The 21945-nt window shown below is 50.0% G+C and carries 17 protein-coding genes; 8 read left to right on the top strand and 9 right to left on the bottom strand.

The genetic code is table 11. From position 1 onward, the window contains the following. Positions 1–11: 11 nt before the first annotated feature. Both rsmH and mraZ read right to left on the bottom strand, forming a co-directional pair. The gene (gene rsmH / locus ABEB26_RS01555; protein WP_345720181.1) at positions 12–1025 is read right to left on the bottom strand and encodes a 16S rRNA (cytosine(1402)-N(4))-methyltransferase RsmH; all 1014 of its coding nucleotides are present in this window, start codon (positions 1023–1025) and stop codon (positions 12–14) included. Between the two features lie 8 nt (positions 1026–1033). Next, positions 1034–1465 (bottom strand): division/cell wall cluster transcriptional repressor MraZ, encoded by a 432-nt coding sequence (gene mraZ, locus ABEB26_RS01550; RefSeq protein WP_345720180.1) that lies wholly within the window; start codon positions 1463–1465, stop codon positions 1034–1036. 300 nt (positions 1466–1765) lie between these two features. Between mraZ and ABEB26_RS01545 the strand changes: the two genes are divergently transcribed. From ABEB26_RS01545 to ABEB26_RS01535, 3 genes are all read left to right on the top strand, one after another. After that, positions 1766–4834 carry a GAF domain-containing protein gene (locus ABEB26_RS01545; protein WP_345720179.1) on the top strand — a complete coding sequence of 1023 codons (3069 nt, stop codon included), beginning with the start codon at positions 1766–1768 and terminating at the stop codon, positions 4832–4834. Positions 4835–4836: 2 nt separating this feature from the next. Further along, complete coding sequence (locus ABEB26_RS01540) at positions 4837–5217, top strand: DUF2231 domain-containing protein (protein WP_345720178.1); 381 nt, start codon at positions 4837–4839, stop codon at positions 5215–5217. A 97-nt stretch (positions 5218–5314) separates the two neighbouring features. Continuing rightward, positions 5315–6181, top strand: coding sequence for an intradiol ring-cleavage dioxygenase (locus tag ABEB26_RS01535; RefSeq protein WP_345720177.1), 867 nt, complete (start codon positions 5315–5317; stop codon positions 6179–6181). A 235-nt stretch (positions 6182–6416) separates the two neighbouring features. Here ABEB26_RS01535 and ABEB26_RS01530 read toward each other — a convergent pair whose 3' ends face one another. The 4 genes from ABEB26_RS01530 to ABEB26_RS01515 form a co-directional block, all read right to left on the bottom strand. Next, on the bottom strand, positions 6417–6857 hold the full coding sequence (locus ABEB26_RS01530; RefSeq protein WP_345720176.1) for a DUF1801 domain-containing protein: 441 nt from the start codon (positions 6855–6857) through the stop codon (positions 6417–6419). A 3-nt stretch (positions 6858–6860) separates the two neighbouring features. Beyond that, positions 6861–7835: a phosphotransferase gene (locus ABEB26_RS01525; RefSeq protein WP_345720175.1), complete on the bottom strand. Its 975-nt coding sequence runs from the start codon at positions 7833–7835 to the stop codon at positions 6861–6863. Positions 7836–7837: 2 nt separating this feature from the next. Continuing rightward, complete coding sequence (locus ABEB26_RS01520; protein ID WP_345720174.1) at positions 7838–8290, bottom strand: SET domain-containing protein; 453 nt, start codon at positions 8288–8290, stop codon at positions 7838–7840. A 113-nt stretch (positions 8291–8403) separates the two neighbouring features. Then, on the bottom strand, positions 8404–10407 hold the full coding sequence (locus ABEB26_RS01515) for a PAS domain S-box protein (RefSeq protein ID WP_345720173.1): 2004 nt from the start codon (positions 10405–10407) through the stop codon (positions 8404–8406). 485 nt (positions 10408–10892) lie between these two features. Between ABEB26_RS01515 and rplI the strand changes: the two genes are divergently transcribed. Both rplI and dnaB read left to right on the top strand, forming a co-directional pair. Beyond that, on the top strand, positions 10893–11399 hold the full coding sequence (rplI, locus tag ABEB26_RS01510) for a 50S ribosomal protein L9 (protein ID WP_012191060.1): 507 nt from the start codon (positions 10893–10895) through the stop codon (positions 11397–11399). A gap of 130 nt (positions 11400–11529) precedes the next feature. Then, positions 11530–13311 carry a replicative DNA helicase gene (gene dnaB / locus ABEB26_RS01505; protein WP_345720171.1) on the top strand — a complete coding sequence of 594 codons (1782 nt, stop codon included), beginning with the start codon at positions 11530–11532 and terminating at the stop codon, positions 13309–13311. A gap of 61 nt (positions 13312–13372) precedes the next feature. On the opposite strand, the gene ABEB26_RS01500 is transcribed toward dnaB, so the two are convergent. Beyond that, complete coding sequence (locus ABEB26_RS01500) at positions 13373–16639, bottom strand: type ISP restriction/modification enzyme (protein ID WP_345720170.1); 3267 nt, start codon at positions 16637–16639, stop codon at positions 13373–13375. Positions 16640–16852: 213 nt separating this feature from the next. Here ABEB26_RS01500 and ABEB26_RS01495 point away from each other — a divergent pair, with 213 nt between their 5' ends. The 3 genes from ABEB26_RS01495 (at position 16853) to ABEB26_RS01485 (ending at position 20021) form a co-directional block, all read left to right on the top strand. Beyond that, positions 16853–17908, top strand: coding sequence for a WXG100 family type VII secretion target (locus ABEB26_RS01495; RefSeq protein ID WP_345720169.1), 1056 nt, complete (start codon positions 16853–16855; stop codon positions 17906–17908). A 138-nt stretch (positions 17909–18046) separates the two neighbouring features. After that, a complete protein-coding gene (locus tag ABEB26_RS01490) occupies positions 18047–18556 on the top strand; it encodes a hypothetical protein (RefSeq protein ID WP_345720168.1) in 510 nt (169 codons plus the stop codon). A gap of 85 nt (positions 18557–18641) precedes the next feature. Next, complete coding sequence (locus tag ABEB26_RS01485; RefSeq protein ID WP_345720167.1) at positions 18642–20021, top strand: ATP-binding protein; 1380 nt, start codon at positions 18642–18644, stop codon at positions 20019–20021. Here ABEB26_RS01485 and ABEB26_RS01480 read toward each other — a convergent pair. Together ABEB26_RS01480 and ABEB26_RS01475 are read right to left on the bottom strand one after the other, a co-directional pair. Next, positions 20018–20944, bottom strand: coding sequence for a lysophospholipid acyltransferase family protein (locus ABEB26_RS01480; protein ID WP_345720166.1), 927 nt, complete (start codon positions 20942–20944; stop codon positions 20018–20020). The genes ABEB26_RS01485 and ABEB26_RS01480 overlap by 4 nt on opposite strands. Before the next feature lie 7 nt (positions 20945–20951). Continuing rightward, entirely contained in the window at positions 20952–21728 is a 777-nt protein-coding gene (locus tag ABEB26_RS01475; RefSeq protein ID WP_345720165.1) for a GNAT family N-acetyltransferase, read from the bottom strand. Positions 21729–21945: the final 217 nt, after the last annotated feature.

Here is a 21945-nt window from a genome sequence, read left to right as displayed (position 1 = left end):
TTGAGCTATGGTTAAGACGCAAGCGCCTTGGTTAATCGTCGTTCGGCAACCCGCAATTTGGCTGAACGGGCCCGCGGGTTGGCCTTCAATTCTTCGGGCGTGGCCTCAATTGGTTTGCGGCTCAGCACCTCAAGCGTTGGCACATAATCGCAATCACGGCCAACTGGGTAAATACACGAGCGAGGGCCAGTTTTGGCAGCGCAGCTATGCGGGCAGGCCAAAATTTCAAGCTTGGCCGGAATCAAACATTCGCTAGCTTGATCGCGCATCCATTCTTTGACGATTCGATCCTCTAAAGAATGGAAGGTGATCACGGCCAAACGCCCGCCTGGTGCTAATAACTTGGTTGCCGCCGCCAAACCTTCGCGCAATGCCCCCAATTCGTCGTTAACTGCAATTCGCAAGGCCTGAAACGTTCGAGTTGCTGGATGGGTCTTGCCGGCATGGCCACCCACGGCACTTTTGACCAAACTGGCCAATTGAGCAGTGCTGGTAATTGGGCTTTTGCTGCGTTGCTCAACAATCCGCCGCGCAATCCGCCGTGAAAGGCGTTCCTCGCCATATTCATAAATTAAATTAGCTAAATCGGTTTCAGCGAGCTGGGCAATCAAATCAGCAGCACTTTCGCCGCGGGTCGGATTCATCCGCATATCCAACGGCGCATCGTATTGAAACGAAAAGCCGCGTTCGGGCAAATCGAGTTGCGGCGAGGAAACCCCAATATCGAGTAAAATACCATCGACTTGCTGCCAGCCGTGTTGGGCGGCGAGACTAGCCATTTGGCGATAATTGCCATGAACAATCGTCGCACGTTCGCCATACGAAGCAAGTCGTTCACGCGCTGCCGCCAAAGCCATGGGGTCTTGATCGATCGCGAGTAACTGGCCGGTGGGGCTGCTGCCCTCCAGGATGCCGCTACTATGGCCCGCCCAACCAAGCGTGCCGTCAATATAGCGCCCAGTTGGGCGTAAATTCAAGGCTGCCAGCGCGGCATCATACAAAACTGGAATATGCATACTCACCATCAAACACTCTAAATCCCAAAGGCGGAGACATGCTCAGCCAAGGCAGGCGCTTCGTCGGCAAAACTATCGAGCACCGTTTGCCAGCGCTCAGCCGACCAAATTTCAATAAAACTATCCATGCCCGTAACCACCGCTTGGTTAGTAATGGTGGCATACTGGCGTAAGTTGGGTGGTAACACAATTCGGCCCTGTTTATCGAGGCCCAAATCGCTAGCGCCAGCAAACATCAAACGGCGCAAATTGCGGGCCGAAGGTTGGGTAATTGGCAAGGCGTTAATCCGGGCAGCCAATTCACGCCAAACTGGCATGGGGTAAAGCAGCAAATTTTGGTCGAAACCACGGGTCAACACTAGACCCTCGGCCAAACCAGCCCGAAATTTTGCTGGAATCGCCAAGCGGCCTTTATCATCAACCGTATGTTCATATTCGCCCAAAAACATGGCATGCTCCCACTGTCAAGGCTTTTTCGCTCAGATGTTCGCTTACAGAATTCCCCACATTCCCCCACTTTGCCCCACTTCGATCGCCATTATAGGCCATGGATTAGGTTTTTTCAACCACAGGCCATGGCCCAACATGACAAATCGCTAACAGAATTCTGCCCAAAAGGATTGACGGAGGCGAGTTAAATCTGCGCTAAAATAGGCCCAAAGCATCAAGTTAAATGCCAATTTTGCGCTTGACGCTAGCATGCTCATCGCTATAGAATGAGAGAGCATCTTCCTGAGACGAGGCTCACCATGACAAGGCCGCTCTTGCTGAGTTTTTGCAGTGCGACCATAACCGCGCTCTTGTTTGGATTGGGTTGGCTAGCCAATCTGCCGATGCCTTGGATTTTAGCCTTAGGGGTTGTGCAAGCAGGCATTATGTGGTGGCGCACACCATGGGCTGTTGGCAGTGCCATCAGCATGGCGCTGATCGCATGGTTTGCGGGCATTAATCAGGTTGGGTGGCTAGCACTGTTGGTTGGCGGTTGGTTAGCTCAAGGCGGCTTGCCAGCGCTCATTTTTATTCTATATCGGTATCCCTACGATATGTCGCGCGAATCGGCTCTGAATGGTTTTTTGGCCAGCGGGGTGTTGTTCAACACGGCGATTAGCGCATTTTGTATGAGTATTGTCGGCTGGCAAGTCGGCTGGATCGACGAACATTCGTTGGTAGTAACCACAGCATTGATGTGGCTCACCAATAGTTTGGGTTCGTTGATCATCACCTTGCCAATGCTGCGCTTAGGCACGCCATGGCTTTCCACCCGTGGCTGGTTTGGCACGCCCGCCGCTTTGCAACGCAGCATTCATCGCAGCACCATCAGCCGTAGCGACGTATTGCAATTGATCTTTATGCTGACCATCGTCGGCCTGATCGGCTGGGGTATTGATCGGGTTGCCTATATTCCGGTGCAATTTTTAAATGTGTTGTTCCTCTTGCCTATCGTGGCCTTTACTGCCCGTCATGGCTTCGATGGCGCGTTGCTTTCAGCCACCGGCAGTATGTTAATCGCACTCTCATTTTTCCTCGATGAAACCAGTCGCATGCGCCGCGTTGGCACGATGGGCAACGATCGCGTGGCCTTCGCTAGTATTGTCTTTGAATTAGGCGTGTACTACTTAATCAGTATGATCGGCGGTTTATTAATTGATATTCAACGTGCCGAAAAGCAACGCCTCGCCATGCTGAGCCATGTCAATCGGATTTTCAACCAAGCTCAAAAAGAAGATTTGCTTGATCAATTGGTGCAAACGGTTTGTGAAGCGCTCCAAACCAACGTTGGGATTATGTTTCAATACGATGCCCATGGCCAAAGCCTTAAGCCACTGGCCTGGCAAATGCCCAAAGATTGTTCAATTGACGTGATTGCCACCGCACTATTAAATTATTTTCCCGATCTGAAACAGATGACCCAAACCTCAGCCAGTGCCTATCATCATAACGATCGCACTGCAGCTACCAGCACCAGCGCATTTTGGCTCGAAACTGGCTTAGTGTCGGCCTTACTCATCCCATTAGTTGGGCGCAACGGCACCTTGGGCTTGATGGCGATGTTTGATCAACGACCTGAGCGCTATTTTGGCCGCAGTAATATCAATTTTGCCGAAGCAATTTGTTCACAAGCAGCGATCGCCCTCGAACAACGCGATTTGATCACCACGCTCCAGCAACAAACCGAGCAACTGAATGCAGTTTCGAACATTACAGCCACGCTCAACGCGACCCTCAATCTTGAGGTGGTTTGCCATCGGATCGCGCAGCAGATCGAGCGGGTTGTGCCCTACGATTGGGCCTGTGTGGCCTTGGCAACTGAGCAAACCCGTTTTTTCAGTGTGCTAATGAAAACTGGCCGCGCCGAAGTTGACCTGCTCGATAAAACCTTGGTGCTTTCACAAGAAATTTGGCAAGATTTTGGGCCGATCGATGCGCCGCCGTATCGCATGATTATGAACTCATCACCAGTTAGTCGCGCCGCTGAGTTGCGCCAAATTGGCTTGGCTGTAGCCTTGCTGGTTCCCTTGCGCCGCGATGATCGCTGGTTGGGCGTGTTGGTGCTTTCAAGCTTCGATCCTGATGCCTTTCCACCAGCCCATCAACAGTTGTTGCAGATTTTGGCGCGACATATGGCCTTGGCAATTTCCAATGCGCAACTATATCAGGAGCTTGAGCAAGCCTACCGCGCCAAACAAGAAGCCCAAGATGTATTGCTACAAACCGAGCGCTTGCGGGCTTTAGGTGAATTATCGAGCGGCATCGCCCATGATTTCAACAATTTGATTGCCGGAATTTTGGGCCACACTCAATTATTGCTAATCGAAGCGCCCGAAGAGCAACGCGAAGGGTTGGCGGTGATCGAACAGGCTGCCCGTGATGGACGGCATATGGTCGAGCGGATTCAGCAATTTACCCGTGCTCAGCAGCCCGAAGATCATGAAATGGTCGATTTGAATACAATTATTAATGATGTAATTAAGCTGATTCGCCCACGTTGGCGCAGCCGCCCTGCCAGCACCATGATTCAAACCCGCATCGAAAAAGGCCAAATTCCGTTAATTTATGGTTCACCGTTTGCCTTGCGCGAAGTGCTCACCAACGTTGTGCTGAATGCGACCGATGCTATGCCCAAGGGCGGCATTCTGACGATCCGCACCGAGCAAGTTGCTGACGATGTAATTATGGAAGTCAGCGACACAGGCATTGGCATGGATGAAGAAACCCAAATTCGCATGTGGGAGCCATTTTTCAGCACCAAAGGCGAGCATGGCACCGGGCTAGGGCTTTCGATGACTCATGCGATTGTGGTGCAGCATCATGGTGGGCGGGTAGCAGTGCAAAGCGAATTGGGCACTGGTAGCACGATTTCGCTGGTGTTTCCAATTCCGCGACCCGAAAGCTCCAACGACCCCTTGCAAGTTGGCGGCGCACAAGCCTTGCAACGTGGCACAATTCTGGTGGTCGAGAGCGATACGCGCGTTCAATCGGCGTTGGCGGGCTTGCTCGAAAGTTTGGGGCATACGGTAGTTTGCGCCGATAGCGGCACATTGGCGCTCGATTTGGCCTATACCCGCGATTTCGATGCCTTGATTGCCGATAGTGGCCTGACCGACATCAATGCTTGGGATTTGACCGAACTACTGAAAACCCGCGATCCATTGTTAGTCGCCATGTTGCTAACGGTTTGGAATGCGCCCGATCTTGATACCCGCCGCCATGTGTTTGATGCAGTACTACCCAAGCCATTTGAATCGCAGGTGTTGGGCGAAACAATCGGCTTTTTGCTGAATAACCGCGCCAAATTGGCCAATAATATGGAGAACTAAGCATGAGTTTGCATCCCCAAGCAGTTCATTTTCCCATTGCACTCTTGCTGGTTAGCTCAATTTTGACCCTGTGGAACGAGCGCCGTCCGCACCACGAGCTGGCAATTACCGCTCGTTGGTGCTTGAAAATCGGCTGGTGGAGCAGCTTGCTAGCGGTAATGACAGGTATTTTGGCCGCTGCCCTAGCCTTCGATCAAATTCGCCAACAATTGACTTGGATCAATAGTCATGCGGTGGTTAGCCTTAGTTTGGTGACGGTTTATTGGCGTTTAGTGTTAGGCAAGCCATTGCCCGCCGCATCCCAAAAGCGCCGTCATCTACTTGGGATTGGGCTAATCGTGCTAGCAGGCTGGCTTGGCGGCCAATTGAGCGAGCGAATCTAAACATTTTCAGCGTTGAATCTTCATCGATCCTTCATTGCAGCCTACGAGAATAGCTCTTGCAAAGCGGAATGTTCTTAGCGACGAAGGAGCACCAACGATGGACAATGATGATATTCCAGTAGGCCGAATTTTAAGCCGCCGCGAGGCGCTCAAGCTCTTTTCAGCAGTTGGCGCAGGTATGATGTTAGCCGCCTGTGGCAGCCAAAACTCAACTGTGACTACCGCACCAGCAGCCACCGCCACGACTGGCGCAAGCGCCGCAACCGCCGTACCAACTGCGACCACTGCCGCAACCAGCGTTGCCAGTTTGCCCTCGTGTGTGGTCAAGCCAGAGATGACGGTTGGGCCATATTTTGTCGATGAGCAACTCAATCGCTCGGATATTCGCAGCGAGCCATCGGATAATTCGCTACGGGCGGGTGTGCCGCTAACCCTCAATATCAATGTTTCGCAAATTAGCAGCAACGCTTGTACGGCCTTGGCGGGGGCCATGGTCGATATTTGGCAATGTGATGCTGAGGGGATTTATTCAGGGGTAACTGATGCCGGCTTTCAGACCGAGGGCTTAAAGTTTTTACGCGGCTACCAAATCACCGATGCCAATGGCGATGCTAGCTTTACCACGATTTTCCCAGGCTGGTATCAAGGGCGCACCGTGCATATTCACGTTAAAATTCGCACCACCAGCAGCACCAACGAAGCCTATGAATTTACCTCGCAATTTTATTTCGATACTGCCTTGACCAACGAAATTTTGGCAAATGCGCCTTACAAAGCTGGTAGCCAGCGCGACACCACTAACGAAAACGATATGCACTACGCCAATGGTGGCGAACAAATGCTGCTTAGCTTAAGCAAAACCAGCGACGGGTACAGTGCAGGTTTCCCAATCGCGCTCGATTTGAGCGACGCTGAAACTGGCCAAGCTGATCGGTTTGAGCAAATGCAAGCTCCGCCACGCTAGCGTTCCCTCACCCCCTAGCCCCCTCTCCCGCCAGGCGGGAGAGGGGGAACCATTGCATCATGAAGCGTGGCACTCCCCTCGCCCGCCGCCGTGGGAGAGGGGTCGGGGGTGAGGGAATGCCATGTATTTATTGCCAACCGAATGAACCATTACCCCTACAGCCGATAGCCATGGTTGCTCTGCGCCTCTGCGTCAAATTCATATTTCTTTCTATTCCCTGACCCCTAGCCTCAACTTACCCCCGCATCGCCCGATAGTAGCCGATATAGTCGTCAACTGAATAGCGCTGAATGACTTGAGCTACCACATCGGGCAACAAATCTTCAAGTTTACGAAAGCGCAAACACGATTTGCCCATATCGAATTTTTTGCCTGCTTGGCTAAATTGCTGCTGCAACCAAGCCGCATAGGGTTCGTCATAGGCAACAGGCATTAAATACAACGAATTATAATTTTTCTGGGCGGCCAACGCGACATAGCTCAACGGTTGGCGATTGTAGGTATTGGGGAAGCGCTCCAAGGGTATTTCATAGCTCAACATGCCCCAATTGCAGGTTTCAACATAGCCCTCAGGCAAATGCTGCAAAATCAATTGGCGCACTGGCTCGATCACGCTGTAGCGCTCAGGAGCCAACTCAGCTAGATATTGCTCGACAGTCGTAGCTTTGCTTTGCATCGATCACCTCCATTGGTTGATAGCCTGTTGGGCTAAATTCAAATAGCGTTGATAATTGGTTTGAGCTGTAATCAGCCACGCTGGCGGGCGTTGTACGAGGCGTTCATCCAAGCCGCGCGGCACTTCATACAAATAACGCTGCCAACGCACCACCCACCAAATTAGCATCAATGTGCGATAGATCTCAATGCGCTGGGCAGCCAGTGGGTCGTCGCCCAAGCCACAATAGGCCTGCACAAACCAAGGCCAATGCTCAGCAGGTACCTCAGCATAGGCCGGATGGGTCATCAGATCAACAATATCAAAGCTTGGATCGCCCCAGCCTGCGTTTTCCCAATCAACTGAGACAAAGCCCTTGGGTGTTGCCAAAAAATTGCGCCAATTGCTATCAACTCGGCATAAGCTCATTGGCAGGCTGGGTAACTCAGGTGCAACCCAAGTTTCTAGCCAAATCAATAGCTGTTCAAGCGCAATCGGCAATTGATCAGTTGGAATTTTGGCGCAATGTTGTTCAATCAAGGCCTTACCCTCAGCCATACTGCTCATATTGAGGGTTGCTTTGGGTAGTTCAAGCGTGGTTGAGGTTTGGGTTATTTGGCGAATTGACCAGTAATGTTCAATTAAGCCTTGCCATTGAGCCAAATCCTGTGGAATAGTAGTCAAGGCTGGAAAATCGAGCCAAGTTTGTATTACAACTGGCTGAGCAAAATTGGCCTCATCGAGCCAAACTGCCTGTGGAGCTAGCGAATGATCACGTTCTGCTAAAGCTTGCAGCGCTTGATATTCACGCCATGCCCGACGACGCTCGTCGCGAATTGTCCACTTAATCGCATAATCGGCATAGGTGGATTGCGCCCGATAGACCCGATTGTTCGCGCCACCTGCAATCGGGGTTAACTGCCAATTTCGCCAAATGCTTGGCTCCACGAGCGATATAGTTGCTACATATTCAACAACTTCGCGCCAGCGTTCATCCATAATTAACCTGATTGTGAAGCTGTAACGCGGGGAACAGCCAACGCTTGGGCTACTTTGACGATATTCAAATCGCCATAGGTTTCGCGCACAAAACTGGTTAGTTGCTGGGTATGTTGGAGTAATTGGGCATAACGGGCATCGCGTAGCCAAATTGCATCGAAAAATTGCGAGGTTTTGTCGTAGAGCTTAAACAATTTGGTTAAATCGCTGCGCTGCCATAGATCACGCATTTCATGATCAAAATCATCGAAGGTCATTTCTTGTACCAGTTGGCGCACTTGTTCTGGCGTGTTCTCCAGCAAATCGGCGCTGGTATCTTCAAGCAAATCGTGCCATAGCAGTACAATCGAGCCTACGCGACGGATCGTTTCGGGCAGCAAGGGTTCGGCCAAGATGGTCATGGCACACCAAATTGGGTGCATGGCATAGGGCGTGCGACCATCCCACAAACGCACTTGATTTTGCGGTGTTCGCGCTTGAAAGGTATGTGCTTGAATGGTGTGGGCGATCGCCGCCGCTAATTCAGTTGCCCAGATTTCAGTTTCAGGGTTGATACAAACCCCCTTGCTTAGGATAAACGCCGATTCAAGGCGCGTTCAATCCCGCTTTGTAAATTGCTCAAGGTCACAACATCGCCCAAACTAATACCCAAGCTAACCAGGGTTTGGGCAATTTCTGGGCGAATGCCAGTTAATACCACCTCAGCACCTAGCAAACGCACAGCCCGCGCCGCTTGCAACAAAGCACTGGCAACTTGAGTATCGACGACTGGAACCCCAGTTAAGTCGAGAATCACCACGCCAGCGTTCATTTGGCTTACACCTTGCAGCAGCGATTCGACAATTTGGGTCGCTCGTGCCGAATCAATCGAACCAATCAGCGGCATAATCACGGTGCGGTCGTTGATTGGAATTAATGGAGTGGAAAGTTCGCGCAAGGCCGCAGCTTGCGCTTCGATAATTTGGCTCTGCATTTGTTCGCGCATCACTTCAGCTTGTTTGCGTTCAGTAATATCTTGAACCAAGCCGAGCATGCGGATTGCCACACCATCGTTGTTTGGAATAAAGAAACCACGATCTAAGAGCCAGAGCCAATGACCAGAATGGTGTAAAAAGCGATATTCAACCGCGTAGGTGCTGCAATTTTCTTGGGCAATTTCGAGTTGGCGCAAGGCTTCAGGGGCATCATCGGGGTGTAAACCAGCGGCCCAAGCATCAAGGCTCAAGCTAAATTCGGCCTTGGGATAGCCCAAAATCTTGGTGACCGAATCGCTCCATTCAATTTTATTGTTGGTCACATCGTAATCGTACATCACCAACTCGACGGTTGACATGATCAGATCGAAGCGTTGTCGCCAATCGAATAGCTCTTGGGCAATTTGGCGACGCTCGGTAATATCGAAAAAGGTCGCGATAGCATATTCAATTTGGTCGTTGGGGTCGTAAATCGGGCGGGCATAAACTTCAATCGCGGTTGCAGGCTTATCGGCATAGCGAAATTCGAGATCATCAAGGTGTACCATTTCGCCCTTGAGGGCGCGTTGGGTTGGCAATTCTTCGCGAGGATAGAGCGTTTCGCTGCCAATTTTATAGGTGCGATAGGTCTCAGTTTGCTGGCTGACTGGTAGCATCACTTGTTGGCCAAGCAATTCTTGGGCTTTGGCATTGGCATAATAGGGTTTGCCATCAGGCTCAACCACATACAACCCAACAGGCGTGGCATCGAGAAACTGTTGCAAACGATTTTGCAGACGGCGCAAAGCAGCTTCATTTTCGCGTTGCAAGGTAATATCCATCAACACGCCATCCCACAAAATATCACCAGCCTCGGTGCGAGTTGGTCGCGAAGCTCCGCGCACCCAGCGCACAATCCCATCGTAGACCACACGGCCTTCCCATTGCCAAGGCTCCAGCAGTTGCCCCGATTCGACAAACGAACGGATAAACTCGGGCTGATCTTCGGGATGCACCCAATTGTAGAGTGCATCGCGCTCTGCGGTTAGACGTTCTGGCTCAATCCCAAAGGCTTGGCGAATGCCTTCGCTCACGTAGGGAAACTCGCTTGTGCCATCGGGATGCAGCACAAACTGAAAAACCATGCCTGGCACATTCGAGATAATCCGCGAAAGTCGGGCTTGAGTTTCAGTCAGTGAGCGTGAAGCTTGGGCCGCACTAGTTACATCGCGCAACACTGCCACCAAGCCAATTACTTGGTTGGCATCGCGCACAGGTTGTTTAATGCTACGGGTGGTAATCAATGAGCCATCGGGCGCATTCGAGCGCTCCTCAAACTCGCTACCAAGGCCACTGCGTAAGACTTGGCGATCGTGGCTTTGATATTCCGAGGCATAGGCATCATCGCCCGAACGATCATCGGCTACATGAAACTGCTCGAGCGGCAAGCCAAACCATTCGCGAAAAGCGCGATTGGCATACTCAATCGTGAGATCAGCATTTTTAAACACAATCGCATCAGGCACAGTATCGAGCATGGCCTGTAAAATGCGATTTTCACGTTCAAGCTGAGCCAGCCGAGCAGCTAAATCGACAGATGAAGGCGGGTCTTGGGCCATAGCTGCACTCCTAAACAATCCTTTGGCGATGGGCGCAAACGCGGAAGCAGCTTAATTTTACCATAGACGTTTAGGCGAGGGAATAGTGAGAAAGGATGAAGGATGAAGGATGAAGGATGAAGGATGAAGAAAATTATGAATGATAAGAGCTAAAGGGTAAAGATGTTTGTGGTTTTACTGAGTGATTGATATTTAACCCAAAGACCCAAAGAATAACGATGCGCGATTAACCATGATTATGAAACGAATGAAGGCTACAAAACCAATCATTCATGAAATAGTCTATAATTCCATTTCATAATTCATCCCTCATCCTTGCATCCTTCTAAAAGACTTTGACGAGAAATTATGATCTATGGTAAGATAACGCGCAGCCCCAAATTTGGGGCTATTCTCATGGTATGCTCCCTCACCTGATGAGGGTTGTAAATACAAGCCCGCAGATGTGGCGGGCACCAGCACCGCTAAACTAAAGGAGCTATTCCGTGAAGGTTCTGTTGATTCAAGATGTCGAACACCTTGGTACTGCGGGCGACATCAAAGAAGTATCTGGTGGCTACGGTCGCAATTATTTATTGCCAAAGAAGCTGGCTGTGTTTGCAACACCTGGTTTGATCAAGCAAGCTGAAGAACGCTTGGCCAAACAACGCAAACTCGAAGCGAAACAACGTGAAGAATTACGCGGTTTGGCCGACAGCATCAATGGCGTAACCTTGAAGTTCGTCACCAAAGTGGGCGAACAAGATCGCTTGTATGGTTCAGTAACGAGCTCAGACATTGCTGAAAAATTGCAAGCAGCCATCGGTCAAGAAGTTGATCGCCGCAAAATCCAACTCGACGAGCCAATCAAGCGCACTGGTGTGTATTCAATCGGCGTGCGGTTGCTCGCTGGTCTCGAACCACACATCAATGTGGTGGTCGAAGGTGAAAATGGTGAAGGTAGTGTTCAGCCCGCAGCCGAAGCTGCCGAAGTTGCGAGCACCGAAGCCTAGTTCATTCGTTTGGTCCAACCGCTGATGCCGCGCCAATGAGCGCGGCATCAGTGCTTTAGCCGTTGGTTTCCACAGCTTTTCGACTGTGTATCCACCCGTTATCCCAACATTTTCCACATCCGAGGTCGCTATGGATAAGTCGTTACCCGCCGATATTAACGCCGAACGTGCCACCCTTGGTTCGATTTTGCTTGATCGTGATGCAATTATTCCAGTTGCACCTTGGCTTGCTAGCGACTATTTTTATCTTGAAAAGCATGGCTTGGTTTTCAACGCCCAAGTGGCTTGTTACAACCGCCGTGTGCCACCCGATTTGGTTAACGTTACCGATGAGCTGCGCCGCAAAGATCAATTAGAGGTCGTCGGCGGAGTTCAGTATTTGCTTGAACTTTCGAATAGTGTGCCAACTTCGGTGCACGTCGAATATTATGCCCGTATCGTCGAACGCACCGCTTTATTGCGTCGTTTGATCATCGCTGGTGGTAAGATCGCGGCCCTCGGTTATGACGAAACCCAAGAGCTTGAGGCCGCCCTCGATCAGGCTGAATCAGAATTATTTGCAGTTTCGCAGCGCCGCACCGCCGATGGCTTTATTCACATCGGCGCAGTCGTCGATAGTTTCTTCGAGCAAATTAGCCAAATGCAGGAGCGCGGCGGCGAAGTCGTCGGCCTCAAAACAGGCTTTACCGATTTTGATAAGTTAACCGGTGGCTTGCAACGCTCCGACTTGTTGATTTTGGCGGCACGGCCAGCCACTGGCAAAACCAGCTTGGCCTTGAATATTGCCTACAACGCCGCCAAGGAATCCGAGGCCTGCGTGGCAATTTTTAGCCTTGAAATGAGCCGCGATCAGCTGATGCAGCGGATTTTGGCCACCGAAACAGGCGTGGATATGCAAAAGCTGCGTACCGGCCAAATTCGTGATAGTGATCTACAATTACTCACCGAGGCGCTTGGCAAGCTCTCCACTATGTCAATTTATATCGATGATTCGCCTGGCGCTAGCATTATGGATGTGCGCTCCAAATGTCGGCGCTTGCAAGCCGAGGCAGGCATCGATCTGATTATCATCGATTATTTACAGTTGATGCAGGGTGGCGGCAAGCGCGATGGCAACCGCGTGCAGGAAATTAGTGAAATTAGCCGTGGCCTCAAAGCTTTGGCGCGGGAAATTAATGTACCCGTGATTGCACTCTCGCAACTTTCGCGGGCCGTCGAAAGCCGCACCACCCACGTTCCCATGCTCTCCGACTTGCGCGAATCGGGGTGTCTCACAGGCGATACCCAGATCTATTTGCCTGATCAAGGTCATTATGTCCGAATCGATCAATTAGTTGGGCAACCAGGCTTTAATGTTCTAGCGCTGAATCAAGCAACTTGGAAACTAGAATCACGGCCTGTTAGCAATGCCTTTACGACTGGTACAAAGCCTGTTTTCAAACTCCTTACCAAGCTAGGGCGTAGTATTCGCGCCACGGCTAACCATAAATTCTTAACCATCGATGGTTGGCAACGGCTTGATCAATTGCATCAAACCAGTCAAATTGCTATCTCCCAAGCAATTGCCCACGAATTGGGCAGCACCAGCCAGCCAACAGCGATTGAATGGGAAACAATCATCAGTATCGAGCCAGATGGCGTTGAGCCAGTTTATGATTTGACCGTAGATACGTTGCATAATTTTGTGGCAAATAACATCATTGTGCATAACAGCATTGAGCAAGATGCGGATATTGTGATGTTTATTTATCGTGAAGAGCTGTATGATCCCGAAACTGACAAAAAAGGCATCGCCGAAATTCACCTAGCCAAGCATCGTAACGGCCCAACGGGGATCGTGCCCTTGCGCTTTTTTCGCTCGACAACGAAATTTTCCAATTTAGAGACCTATCGCCAGCCTGAAGGTTATTAGTACCCTCCCATACCCCCGCTTCCGCACGCGAGGCGAGGGGTTGGGGTGAGGGAATGTTAACTTATTGGAGCGCCATTTTGGCCTGGGTTTCTTTGAGCGGTTTGGGTGCAGCGCGTTCTAACTCACTGGGTTCAGGTAGATCGGCGGCAAGTAGCAGCGGCGAGTTCAGCACATGCTCAAGTAATTCAGCCAATTGAGGTTGCAGATCAATCGTGTGATCAAGCAACCACAATAGTTCAAGTAGTTCATCATCAAATTCCCAACGTTCAGGCAAGATTTGATCAAGTGGTGATGAGCTACGTCCGGAAGGTTCGGCCATGCGATAGCCCAACCACGATTGCACGACTTTCAAGCCCGAAACGCTAAAATTAAACACTTCGGGCCGAACATGGCTAAACAGGCCACTTACGCCGATGCTCAATTGTTGCTGTTGGGCATCGTAATGATAATCGCTGGGATATTCGCTTTGGCTTGTGCCAACCTCGCAACGCACCCGCCCCGCTGGCAGCACGCCCTTGGGTTGTTCGCTCGGCATACAGCGTTGGCCATAGCTATGCAACCAAATCAGGCGTTTACCCAAATGTACCGCTGTGCGAAATAGTTCGCCATCGCTGGTGAGTGGAATGCGCGGCCCCGGCGTGCGTAGCTCGCTTTCAAAACGGGCAACATATGCGGGGCTAGCCAATAGCACATAGCAATAGGCCATGAGATCAAGCGCCGTCAGGTTAAAGCCTAATTCAGTGGCAAGTTGTTCTAATAAACCTGCTGGCAGATTAGCTTGGCTCGCCGCCGCATCACGCCATAATGGAATAACATCTTTGCCGCCGCGATTACAGAAATAATCCATATCAGGAAGTAGATGACTTATAACTGCCGAGGCTCCAGATCCAAGAACTTTTGTAAGCAAACTAGTGAGATAGATTTGATTTTCGCTATCAGCGCTATGCAAATCGGGGCGTAAAAAATCACCAACCCGATTATCGACAATTGCCCACTGACGATCAAAACTACGATAGCCAATTTGTTGAATTGTAATAGGTGTTTTAGGATCAGTTAACCATCTGAGAGCTGGCAAGCGAGTTGTTTTATCGGTTAATCCGCCATAGAGTTTATCAACCTTACGATCGCGCGTTTCGTTAAATAGTTCGGCTTTATTTGCTGCTTTGATGAAATGTTCCCAACGGCGCTGTATGGTTGCTTGATTTGCTGCAATCGGCCATTTACGTTTATATTGCATGCCACTAATCTGCCATGGAAACAGATCGGTTAATCTTGGCCACGTTGCATAAGCTCCGTTTGCCGCAGGAATAAATGGATCAAACCACGCGCTGCTACAGGTTTCCCATGCAAGGTCATTCAAGTGCTTGACCTTGGCAATTTGGGCTAATTTCTCTTCGGTTGTGCCCTCGATACGGCAATAGTGGACGGTTGCGGGCTGATTTGGCTGAGGTGCTGCATAACGCACGCCGACCGCAATCACCACGGGAGTTTCAATTACAAAGACATTTTCAGTTTTGCGCGTGCCCAAATTATCACCTTCAAGGTCGATCAGCCACAACTCATCGAAGATTTGGCGCATCTGTTGGCGCATTCCGACAAAACCTGGGCCACGTAAATATGATGAAGCCGTGATAAAGCTAATTACCCCACCTTGTTGCGATTGAGGTTGTTCAAAAACCTTCCACAATGCCCAACGCCAAAAATACACATAATCGTTGTAGATATTTTTAAGATGGACTCCCTCACCTGCATCAATAACTGGCTGAGTAAACCTATTAAAGATTGGCGTTTCGTGCTCATTGCCAAAGCGCACCCAACCACCTTTACGTTCAACCTTATCTTGTTGCTCTTCATCAATGATTTGACGATTGTAAGGTGGATTGCCAATACACACCAACACTTCGGTTGATTGCTTGACCTTGGACGCACGTTTTTGCTCCTCACTTAGGCTGCGCAACGCCAAGGTTATTTGTTGTGGTGGAGAACTAGTGGGTGAATCGAGGGTATTGGCCAAATAGACATGCACCCCATCAGCGGGCAATTGGGCTTGTTCGGCGGCAATCGCCTGCGAAAAGCGCAAGTGGGCGACAGCATATGGCCCAACCAATAATTCAAAGGCATGCATATTTTGGGCAGCAAAGCCAGCATATTGAGCTCGCAAGCCCTTGCCACGCTCCTGTTCAACCAGTTTGAGACTTTCTTGTAAGGCAGTTAAGAGATAGGTTCCCGTGCCAGTTGCCGGATCGAGCGTGACCACCTTGGGATCAACCATGCCATAGGGCGCATTGAAATGCTGAGCCAACAACTGATTCACCAAGCCAACTTGGGCCTGAATAATCTCAATCGGGGTGTAGTAAACCCCGCGTTGTTTGCGCAAATCCTTATCGTAGGCAGTCAAAAAATCTTCATAAAAATAGAGCCATGGATCGCCGCCACTAGCAAAAATCGCTGGGTCAACCGCCTGAATAATTCGTTCAATCACATCGATTGAGGTGGCAATCACCTCACGGGCATCCAAATCGCCCAATAGGTTTAAGGTATCGGAGAGTAAGCGATGGCCTGCACGCAAATTGCTAACCGCTTGATTGATGGTGATTGAAGCTAAACCATTTTGACGCGCTAATAACAAGGCATAGACCATGGTTTGAGCATAGGCATCGGCAAATTCGAAACTGCTGGCATCGGCAAATAAATAATTACGCCAAGTCTTTTCTAAGATGCTCAAGGGCGATTTAGGGTCTGGTAGGGCTTCCAACACATCGCTACGTAACAAACGACACAGCGGTGCTAATAGTTGGGCCAGTTCTTTAGGATTGCGCGGTACAGTAGGTTTCCACAACATAAAATCACGAATAAGCTCGGTCAAATCATCAAGATTAGCCTTGTTGATCGCACTTGCACCATCGCTCGTAACATCACCAATGAAACGTACTCGGCGATTTTCAACAAGAACCCCAGAACGAAACAATAGCCAATCGTTGCCATTGGTATAGATTAGATTTGGCAATTGCTGAAATTTCTGCCATTGTTTGGCATCGGCACTTTTAGCTGCAAATTTGCGCGGGTCAGCCTTTTTATCCGGTGCTTTCAACTCAATATGGCCAATAATCAAACCAGCCTGCGAAACGCCCATATCTGGCCGTCCCGCAATCGCTCGTTCTTGAACCTCAGTCACCACATTAATTTGTGAATTGCCGAGTAGCGTTTGGCAGATCTCCTTAATAATTTTTTCAACACTTGACTTCAATTGATCTTCGGGATTGAATTGGGCTGCGGTTTGCCATTTTTGAGTTAACTCGGTTGCAATAGCCTGTAATTCTTGGAGCAAATTCTGCCTCCCAACAAACATCCATTTTTACAAACATCCAAGCATTGTTATACCCTGAAAGTACCGAATCTGCAATGCTTGAATCGCCAACGGTAGTTGTAACTAGATAGCTGGCCTGATATAATCTGCCTGATTGAGTTGAATTGAGGGCGATACTCCCCTATTTTCTGCATGCTTGCCAGAGTTCCCCTCCTCGTTGTGAGGTCTGACGCTATGTCCGCACCGATTGTGCAGATCGACTATGCCATAGTCGATACGATCATCCAACGTTTCCAAAAACTGCATGACCAGAGCCAAACCATTCAAGCTAGTGTCTGCCAAACCATGGCCGCGTTACAAGCCGGCCAATGGCAAGGCAGTGCCGCCAACACCTGTTTCCAAGAATTTGAGCATGTGGTTAATCCAGCCTTTCAGCGCTTGCTGCATTCGTTGCAAGGCAGTGTTGAAACTACCAAGGCCATTCGGAAAATCATGGCCGATGCCGAGACTGAAGCCGCCGCCCTGTTTCACGGTGATTTTGGCGCGATGGCCGTAGGTGGCAATGGTACGATGTTTGCCCAAGTCGTTGATGGCGAGGTACGATCGAAATCTACGCCTACCCCAACGCCACCAAGCGACAAACCGCTGCTGCCGCCATTCTTCCAAAAATTAATTGATTTTATTCTCCAAGCGGTCGAAACATGGCAGAACGATCGTGCCGATGGTGTGCAAGTTAATCCAGATGGCTCGGTCAGTTATGCTGATGCCACCTTAATTTTTGATGATATGGCTAATGAACCCGACATCCCCTTTCAGTTTACTGATGATGGGTGTTATGCTCGTGCCCATTTCATGGCTTATCGAATTGCCGAACGCTATGGAATTGATATTAATGATATCGATAAAGTATTTATCTATGGGGATTTAGAAGCCAAAACCGAATTTGTTTATGAACAAATTACGTTAGATGGTGTCACGTATCCTTCGTCAACTGATGATGGTACAGTAAATTGGGGTTATCATGTTGCGCCGATTATTAATGTTCGCCAAGGCGATACAAATGTCCCCATGGTTATTGATCCCTCTTTATCAAATCGCCCGCTAACGATTGAACAGTGGAAAGCGATTATGACTGATCCAAATGCTACAACAGAAATTACAGACCATACAATATATGCTCCAAATTTCCCCTATGATGAAAGTCAACGAGCACAAATCGATAACAGTGCGCGTGACACACTTGATCAATATTTGCAACAATGTATTGAGGCTGGATATTGCCAGCCATAATTTAGGCTAAGGGTTTGAGTGATGAAATATATCATACATAGCATTGTTATCTTCATTTTTGCTATAACTATGCTTAGCTGTAGTAATCAGCAATTGCCAGTAAGTAATGTACCAACCCCAGCGAGTGAGGTAGCTTCCATGAAGGATTTAGGATTTTTCGTCTATATCTTTGATCAAGATGCCGTTCCAGGGCTTGGGCCCACTGCCGAAACTGCATGGACAATTTTGCAGACTGTGCCTTTAGATCAAAGTGTTTTTACCGTAACCGAAGATTTATTGCTCAGTTATGATTGGCAAACCCAAACCATCAGCTTTACGAACCCATGGGGTCAAACTGATCGTGATGCGCCAAGTTATATGTGGAATGGTGGAGGTTCGTTTGTCGTAATCTATAACGGGCAACGCTTGTTTGGAGGCAAGGTCGTGGCCGCAATCAGCCCTCGGCGCTTTGACTATCCAGCGATGGCCTTATCAAATGACTATGTTCTGATGGAGAATCCAGAATTACAAGGCAAGTTGGTCTATTCGTTTCATCCAAAATCAGCAGTTATGTACCCGCCACAATCGCAGTTTTTAGCGGCTGATCCAGCCATCACCGAAGCCGTCAAGCAGCATTTGCGCCAACTTGGCAAGTTGGTTGAGGAGTAAGTGCCCTCACATTGATCGGACGCAAAATCAAGCAATATCATCAATCTGCTATAATTGCAGCCCTATTGAATGTTTGGGGTTGTGTATGCTTGAACAGTTACTTGAAAATGGCGAAAGCGAAATGCTGGCCTGCTTCCGTGAACGGTTTCGGCCTGAAGATTTGGCCGAAACTTTAGTGGCTTTTGCTAATGGTGGCGGCGGGAGCGCGGTCATTGGCATCAGTGGGCGAGTCAGGCCCAAAGTCGAGGGTGTTCAAGATATTCAAGCAGCCGAAGAGGCGGCTTTAGAGGCAGCACTAGCTTGCACGCCGCCGCTCGTCTTACCCTTGCCCCAACAAATCACCAACAATCAACAAACCGTCTTGTTAATCGAAGTTCCGCCTGGTTTGCCCAATGTCTACAGTCTGCATGGCAAATATTTGCGCCGTGAAGGCCCAAGCAATGCCCCAATTCCGCCCAATGCTTTGCGCCAATTGCTGATCGAGCGTGGTGAGGTTGGCTGGGAGCGCGTGCGGCCCGAAAATGTCACAATGGGCGATTTAAGCGAGATGAAAATTCAATCGTATGTGGCTCGGATTGGTCCGCCCGCCGATGTTGACCCCTTAGGTTGGCTCTATCGACGCGGTTGCCTCACCCGCGATGCCCAAGCCAACTATCAACCAACCAATGCAGGGATGTTGCTATTCAGCATCACCACTGAGCGCGATTATCCCCAATGTGAATTGACTTTGGTGCGTTACACTGGCAACGAGATGAGCGATGAATTTGAGCGGGTCGATATTCGCACAACGTTGCCCGACCAAGTGCGGCGGGCCGAGCTTTGGCTGGGCGAACATATGCGGCGTGGCTCACGCATGGTTGGCCTCGAACGCGAAGATTGGACCGAATATCCACCAGCCGCTGTGCGCGAAGCCTTGGTTAATGCTGTGGCCCACCGCGATTACACCGTGCGTGGCGAGGGCATTCGCATTGCCATGTTTGTTGATCGGCTGGAAGTCTATAGCCCAGGCCGCTTGCCAGGCCACGTCACGATCGATAATATCGCTGCTGAGCGGTTTAGCCGCAACGAAACGTTGGTGCAAGTGCTGGCCGATTTGGGCTTGATCGAACGGCTCGGCTATGGCATCGACCGCATGCAGCGCCAAATGGCCGATGCGGGCTTGCCGCCACCCGAATTCCGCGAAACTGCCGCAGGATTTTTGGTAACCCTGCGCAACAAAGGCATGAATGTCGCCAGTAATTCCACCATTGACACTGCCAAATGGGAAGCCTTGGGCTTGAACGAACGCCAAATCGGAGCCTTGGTGTTTTTAACTGAAAATCGCCGAATTACCAACCGCGATCTCCAAGACCTCAGCCCCGATGTTTCGCCCGAAACGATTCGGCGCGATCTCTCAGATTTGGTTGATCGGGGCTTGATTTTGAAGATCGGCCAAAAACGTGCGACCTACTATATTTTGCGCTAGGCATGCAGCACTTGGCCGACGCTTTGCTCTTGCAAACGCAAGTCGTGACCTTCCCAACGCTCTTGGCAATTGAACCAATACAGCCATTGACTAGGATTATCGCTAATCACTGAGGCCATCCACTCATTGAGTTCGTCGGTGGCCTCGCGGCGTTGTTGACGGCTAAAACTTCGCCCCAAATGGATGGCCTCTTCGCAAATGAGGCGATGGCGTTTCCCTTCACGCACACTGTAACACGGCACAATCGGCACATTATCTTCTAATGCAAAAGTTGCCGCACCTTGGGGTGTCCGCGATTGCAAGCCAAAAAAGCTGGCCTCAGGAAAATTCGGTCGCCAAAAATCGCCCAGCAAAAAGACTACTCCATTAGCTTTGAGATGCTGGCGCAAACCCCGAATTAACTCACGTGGCGAGGTTGCATCATAATCAAAACCAGCACAGCCCAATCGATTGAAATGCTCGTAGAGTGGCCGCAATTCAGGGCTGCCCGCCGTACCAACCGTCAAACAATTGTAGTGTTGGGCCAAACGCCAATAGCTATAGAAGAAATTGCCTTGATGTGGCGTATAGAGAATCACGCCGCGCCCTTGGGCTAAAGCAGCTTCAATATGCTCAGTGCCTTCAAGCACCACCTGCTCAGTCGCCAAGCGATCAATCCCGATCATCACTTCATACAGCAATAACAGCAGATGTTGCAGATAGCGCATACAAATTCCCGTGCGCCACAGCCACGCGCCATCGATCAGCACATACACCAAGTTGCGCTGCAAATGGCGACGCAAACGCGGCACGCCCCAATACAAACCCAAGGCTAATGGCCATGTCAAGGCAATAATCAGTTGTTGTGGCAACCAACCACCAAAACGCCGTACTCGTGCCAAACGTTGGGGGTGGGCAGTCAAATGCGCCAGCAATTGATACATAACCACCTCAGGCTGTCGCTTGATACGAACTGGCAAAATGACGTTGATAGCGCTTAGTCATTTGGCTGGTTTCAAATACCACAAAAAAATCGGTGGTATGGAATAAGGGATCATAAGCTGGCTCGCCCGCTAGTTCTGCACCCATCCAGCGATAGCCTTTAATTAATGGTGGCAAGCGCCGCACCATTTCGCGCTCGCTACAGGTCATCGGCAAACAGCGCAAATCGGCCAGGCGATGGCTGGCTAAAGGCTGCACATGATAGCGATCAGTAATCACGTTATGCTGGCGCAGCATGCTATATAAGGCACTCACATCAGGCAATTCATCGTGGTTCATGCTGGCACAGCCAATCAAATGGCTATGCGGGCGCTCAGCGAGGTAGTTGGCAATTCCGCCCCAAAGCATTTGAATGGCGCGAGTGCCGCGATAATCGGCGGCGATACAACTGCGCCCAAGCTCCAAGGCATTGGCTAAATGGCTAAATTTTGAAAGATCAAATTCGGTTTGCGAATAAAAACCTTGATGCGCCAAGGCCCGCTCACCAGGCAACAAACGATAGGTGCCAACCACCTGATCACAATTTTGGTCGATGACTAAGAGATGGTCGCACCATTGATCAAACACATCATATTCAAGCCCATGGTCGTTCCAAAGTCGCGAGTTATTGGCTTCTTCAACAAAAACGCGATAGCGCAAGCGCAGGGCTTGCTCAATTTCGGCGCTCGTCGTGGCACACTTAACCGTTAAACGTGGGGTCGTGCTGCTGATCGTTGCAAGCGTCATAGCGTTGGCTCCTCTGGTGATGATGGGTCACAGGGCTAGCCTAGGCTGCTTGGTTTAATCAATTGCGATTGAATTGTTAACAGTTATGTTAAATTAAGTAAAGTTTTGGCCCAAGTAAGATCGCCCAACCATGCGCCGTCTGTAATAGTGCATTGATCTAGCAATCATGTATATGCCCTCACCCCCTAACATTTCCAGGGTAGGTTGTGAACAATGA

The organism is Herpetosiphon gulosus, from assembly GCF_039545135.1.
GTDB lineage: Bacteria > Chloroflexota > Chloroflexia > Chloroflexales > Herpetosiphonaceae > Herpetosiphon > Herpetosiphon gulosus.
The sequence above is the reverse complement of the archived record's forward strand: the minus strand, read 5'-3'. Positions and strand labels throughout refer to the sequence as shown.

Coding starts and splice junctions, on each gene's coding strand:
- rsmH (WP_345720181.1), bottom strand. CDS start 1,025: ATGGTGAGTATGCATATTCCAGTTTTGTATGATGCCGCGCTGGCAGCC.
- mraZ (WP_345720180.1), bottom strand. CDS start 1,465: ATGTTTTTGGGCGAATATGAACATACGGTTGATGATAAAGGCCGCTTG.
- ABEB26_RS01545 (WP_345720179.1), top strand. CDS start 1,766: ATGACAAGGCCGCTCTTGCTGAGTTTTTGCAGTGCGACCATAACCGCG.
- ABEB26_RS01540 (WP_345720178.1), top strand. CDS start 4,837: ATGAGTTTGCATCCCCAAGCAGTTCATTTTCCCATTGCACTCTTGCTG.
- ABEB26_RS01535 (WP_345720177.1), top strand. CDS start 5,315: ATGGACAATGATGATATTCCAGTAGGCCGAATTTTAAGCCGCCGCGAG.
- ABEB26_RS01530 (WP_345720176.1), bottom strand. CDS start 6,857: ATGCAAAGCAAAGCTACGACTGTCGAGCAATATCTAGCTGAGTTGGCT.
- ABEB26_RS01525 (WP_345720175.1), bottom strand. CDS start 7,835: ATGGATGAACGCTGGCGCGAAGTTGTTGAATATGTAGCAACTATATCG.
- ABEB26_RS01515 (WP_345720173.1), bottom strand. CDS start 10,407: ATGGCCCAAGACCCGCCTTCATCTGTCGATTTAGCTGCTCGGCTGGCT.
- dnaB (WP_345720171.1), top strand. CDS start 11,530: ATGGATAAGTCGTTACCCGCCGATATTAACGCCGAACGTGCCACCCTT.
- ABEB26_RS01495 (WP_345720169.1), top strand. CDS start 16,853: ATGTCCGCACCGATTGTGCAGATCGACTATGCCATAGTCGATACGATC.
- ABEB26_RS01490 (WP_345720168.1), top strand. CDS start 18,047: ATGAAGGATTTAGGATTTTTCGTCTATATCTTTGATCAAGATGCCGTT.
- ABEB26_RS01485 (WP_345720167.1), top strand. CDS start 18,642: ATGCTTGAACAGTTACTTGAAAATGGCGAAAGCGAAATGCTGGCCTGC.
- ABEB26_RS01480 (WP_345720166.1), bottom strand. CDS start 20,944: ATGTATCAATTGCTGGCGCATTTGACTGCCCACCCCCAACGTTTGGCA.
- ABEB26_RS01475 (WP_345720165.1), bottom strand. CDS start 21,728: ATGACGCTTGCAACGATCAGCAGCACGACCCCACGTTTAACGGTTAAG.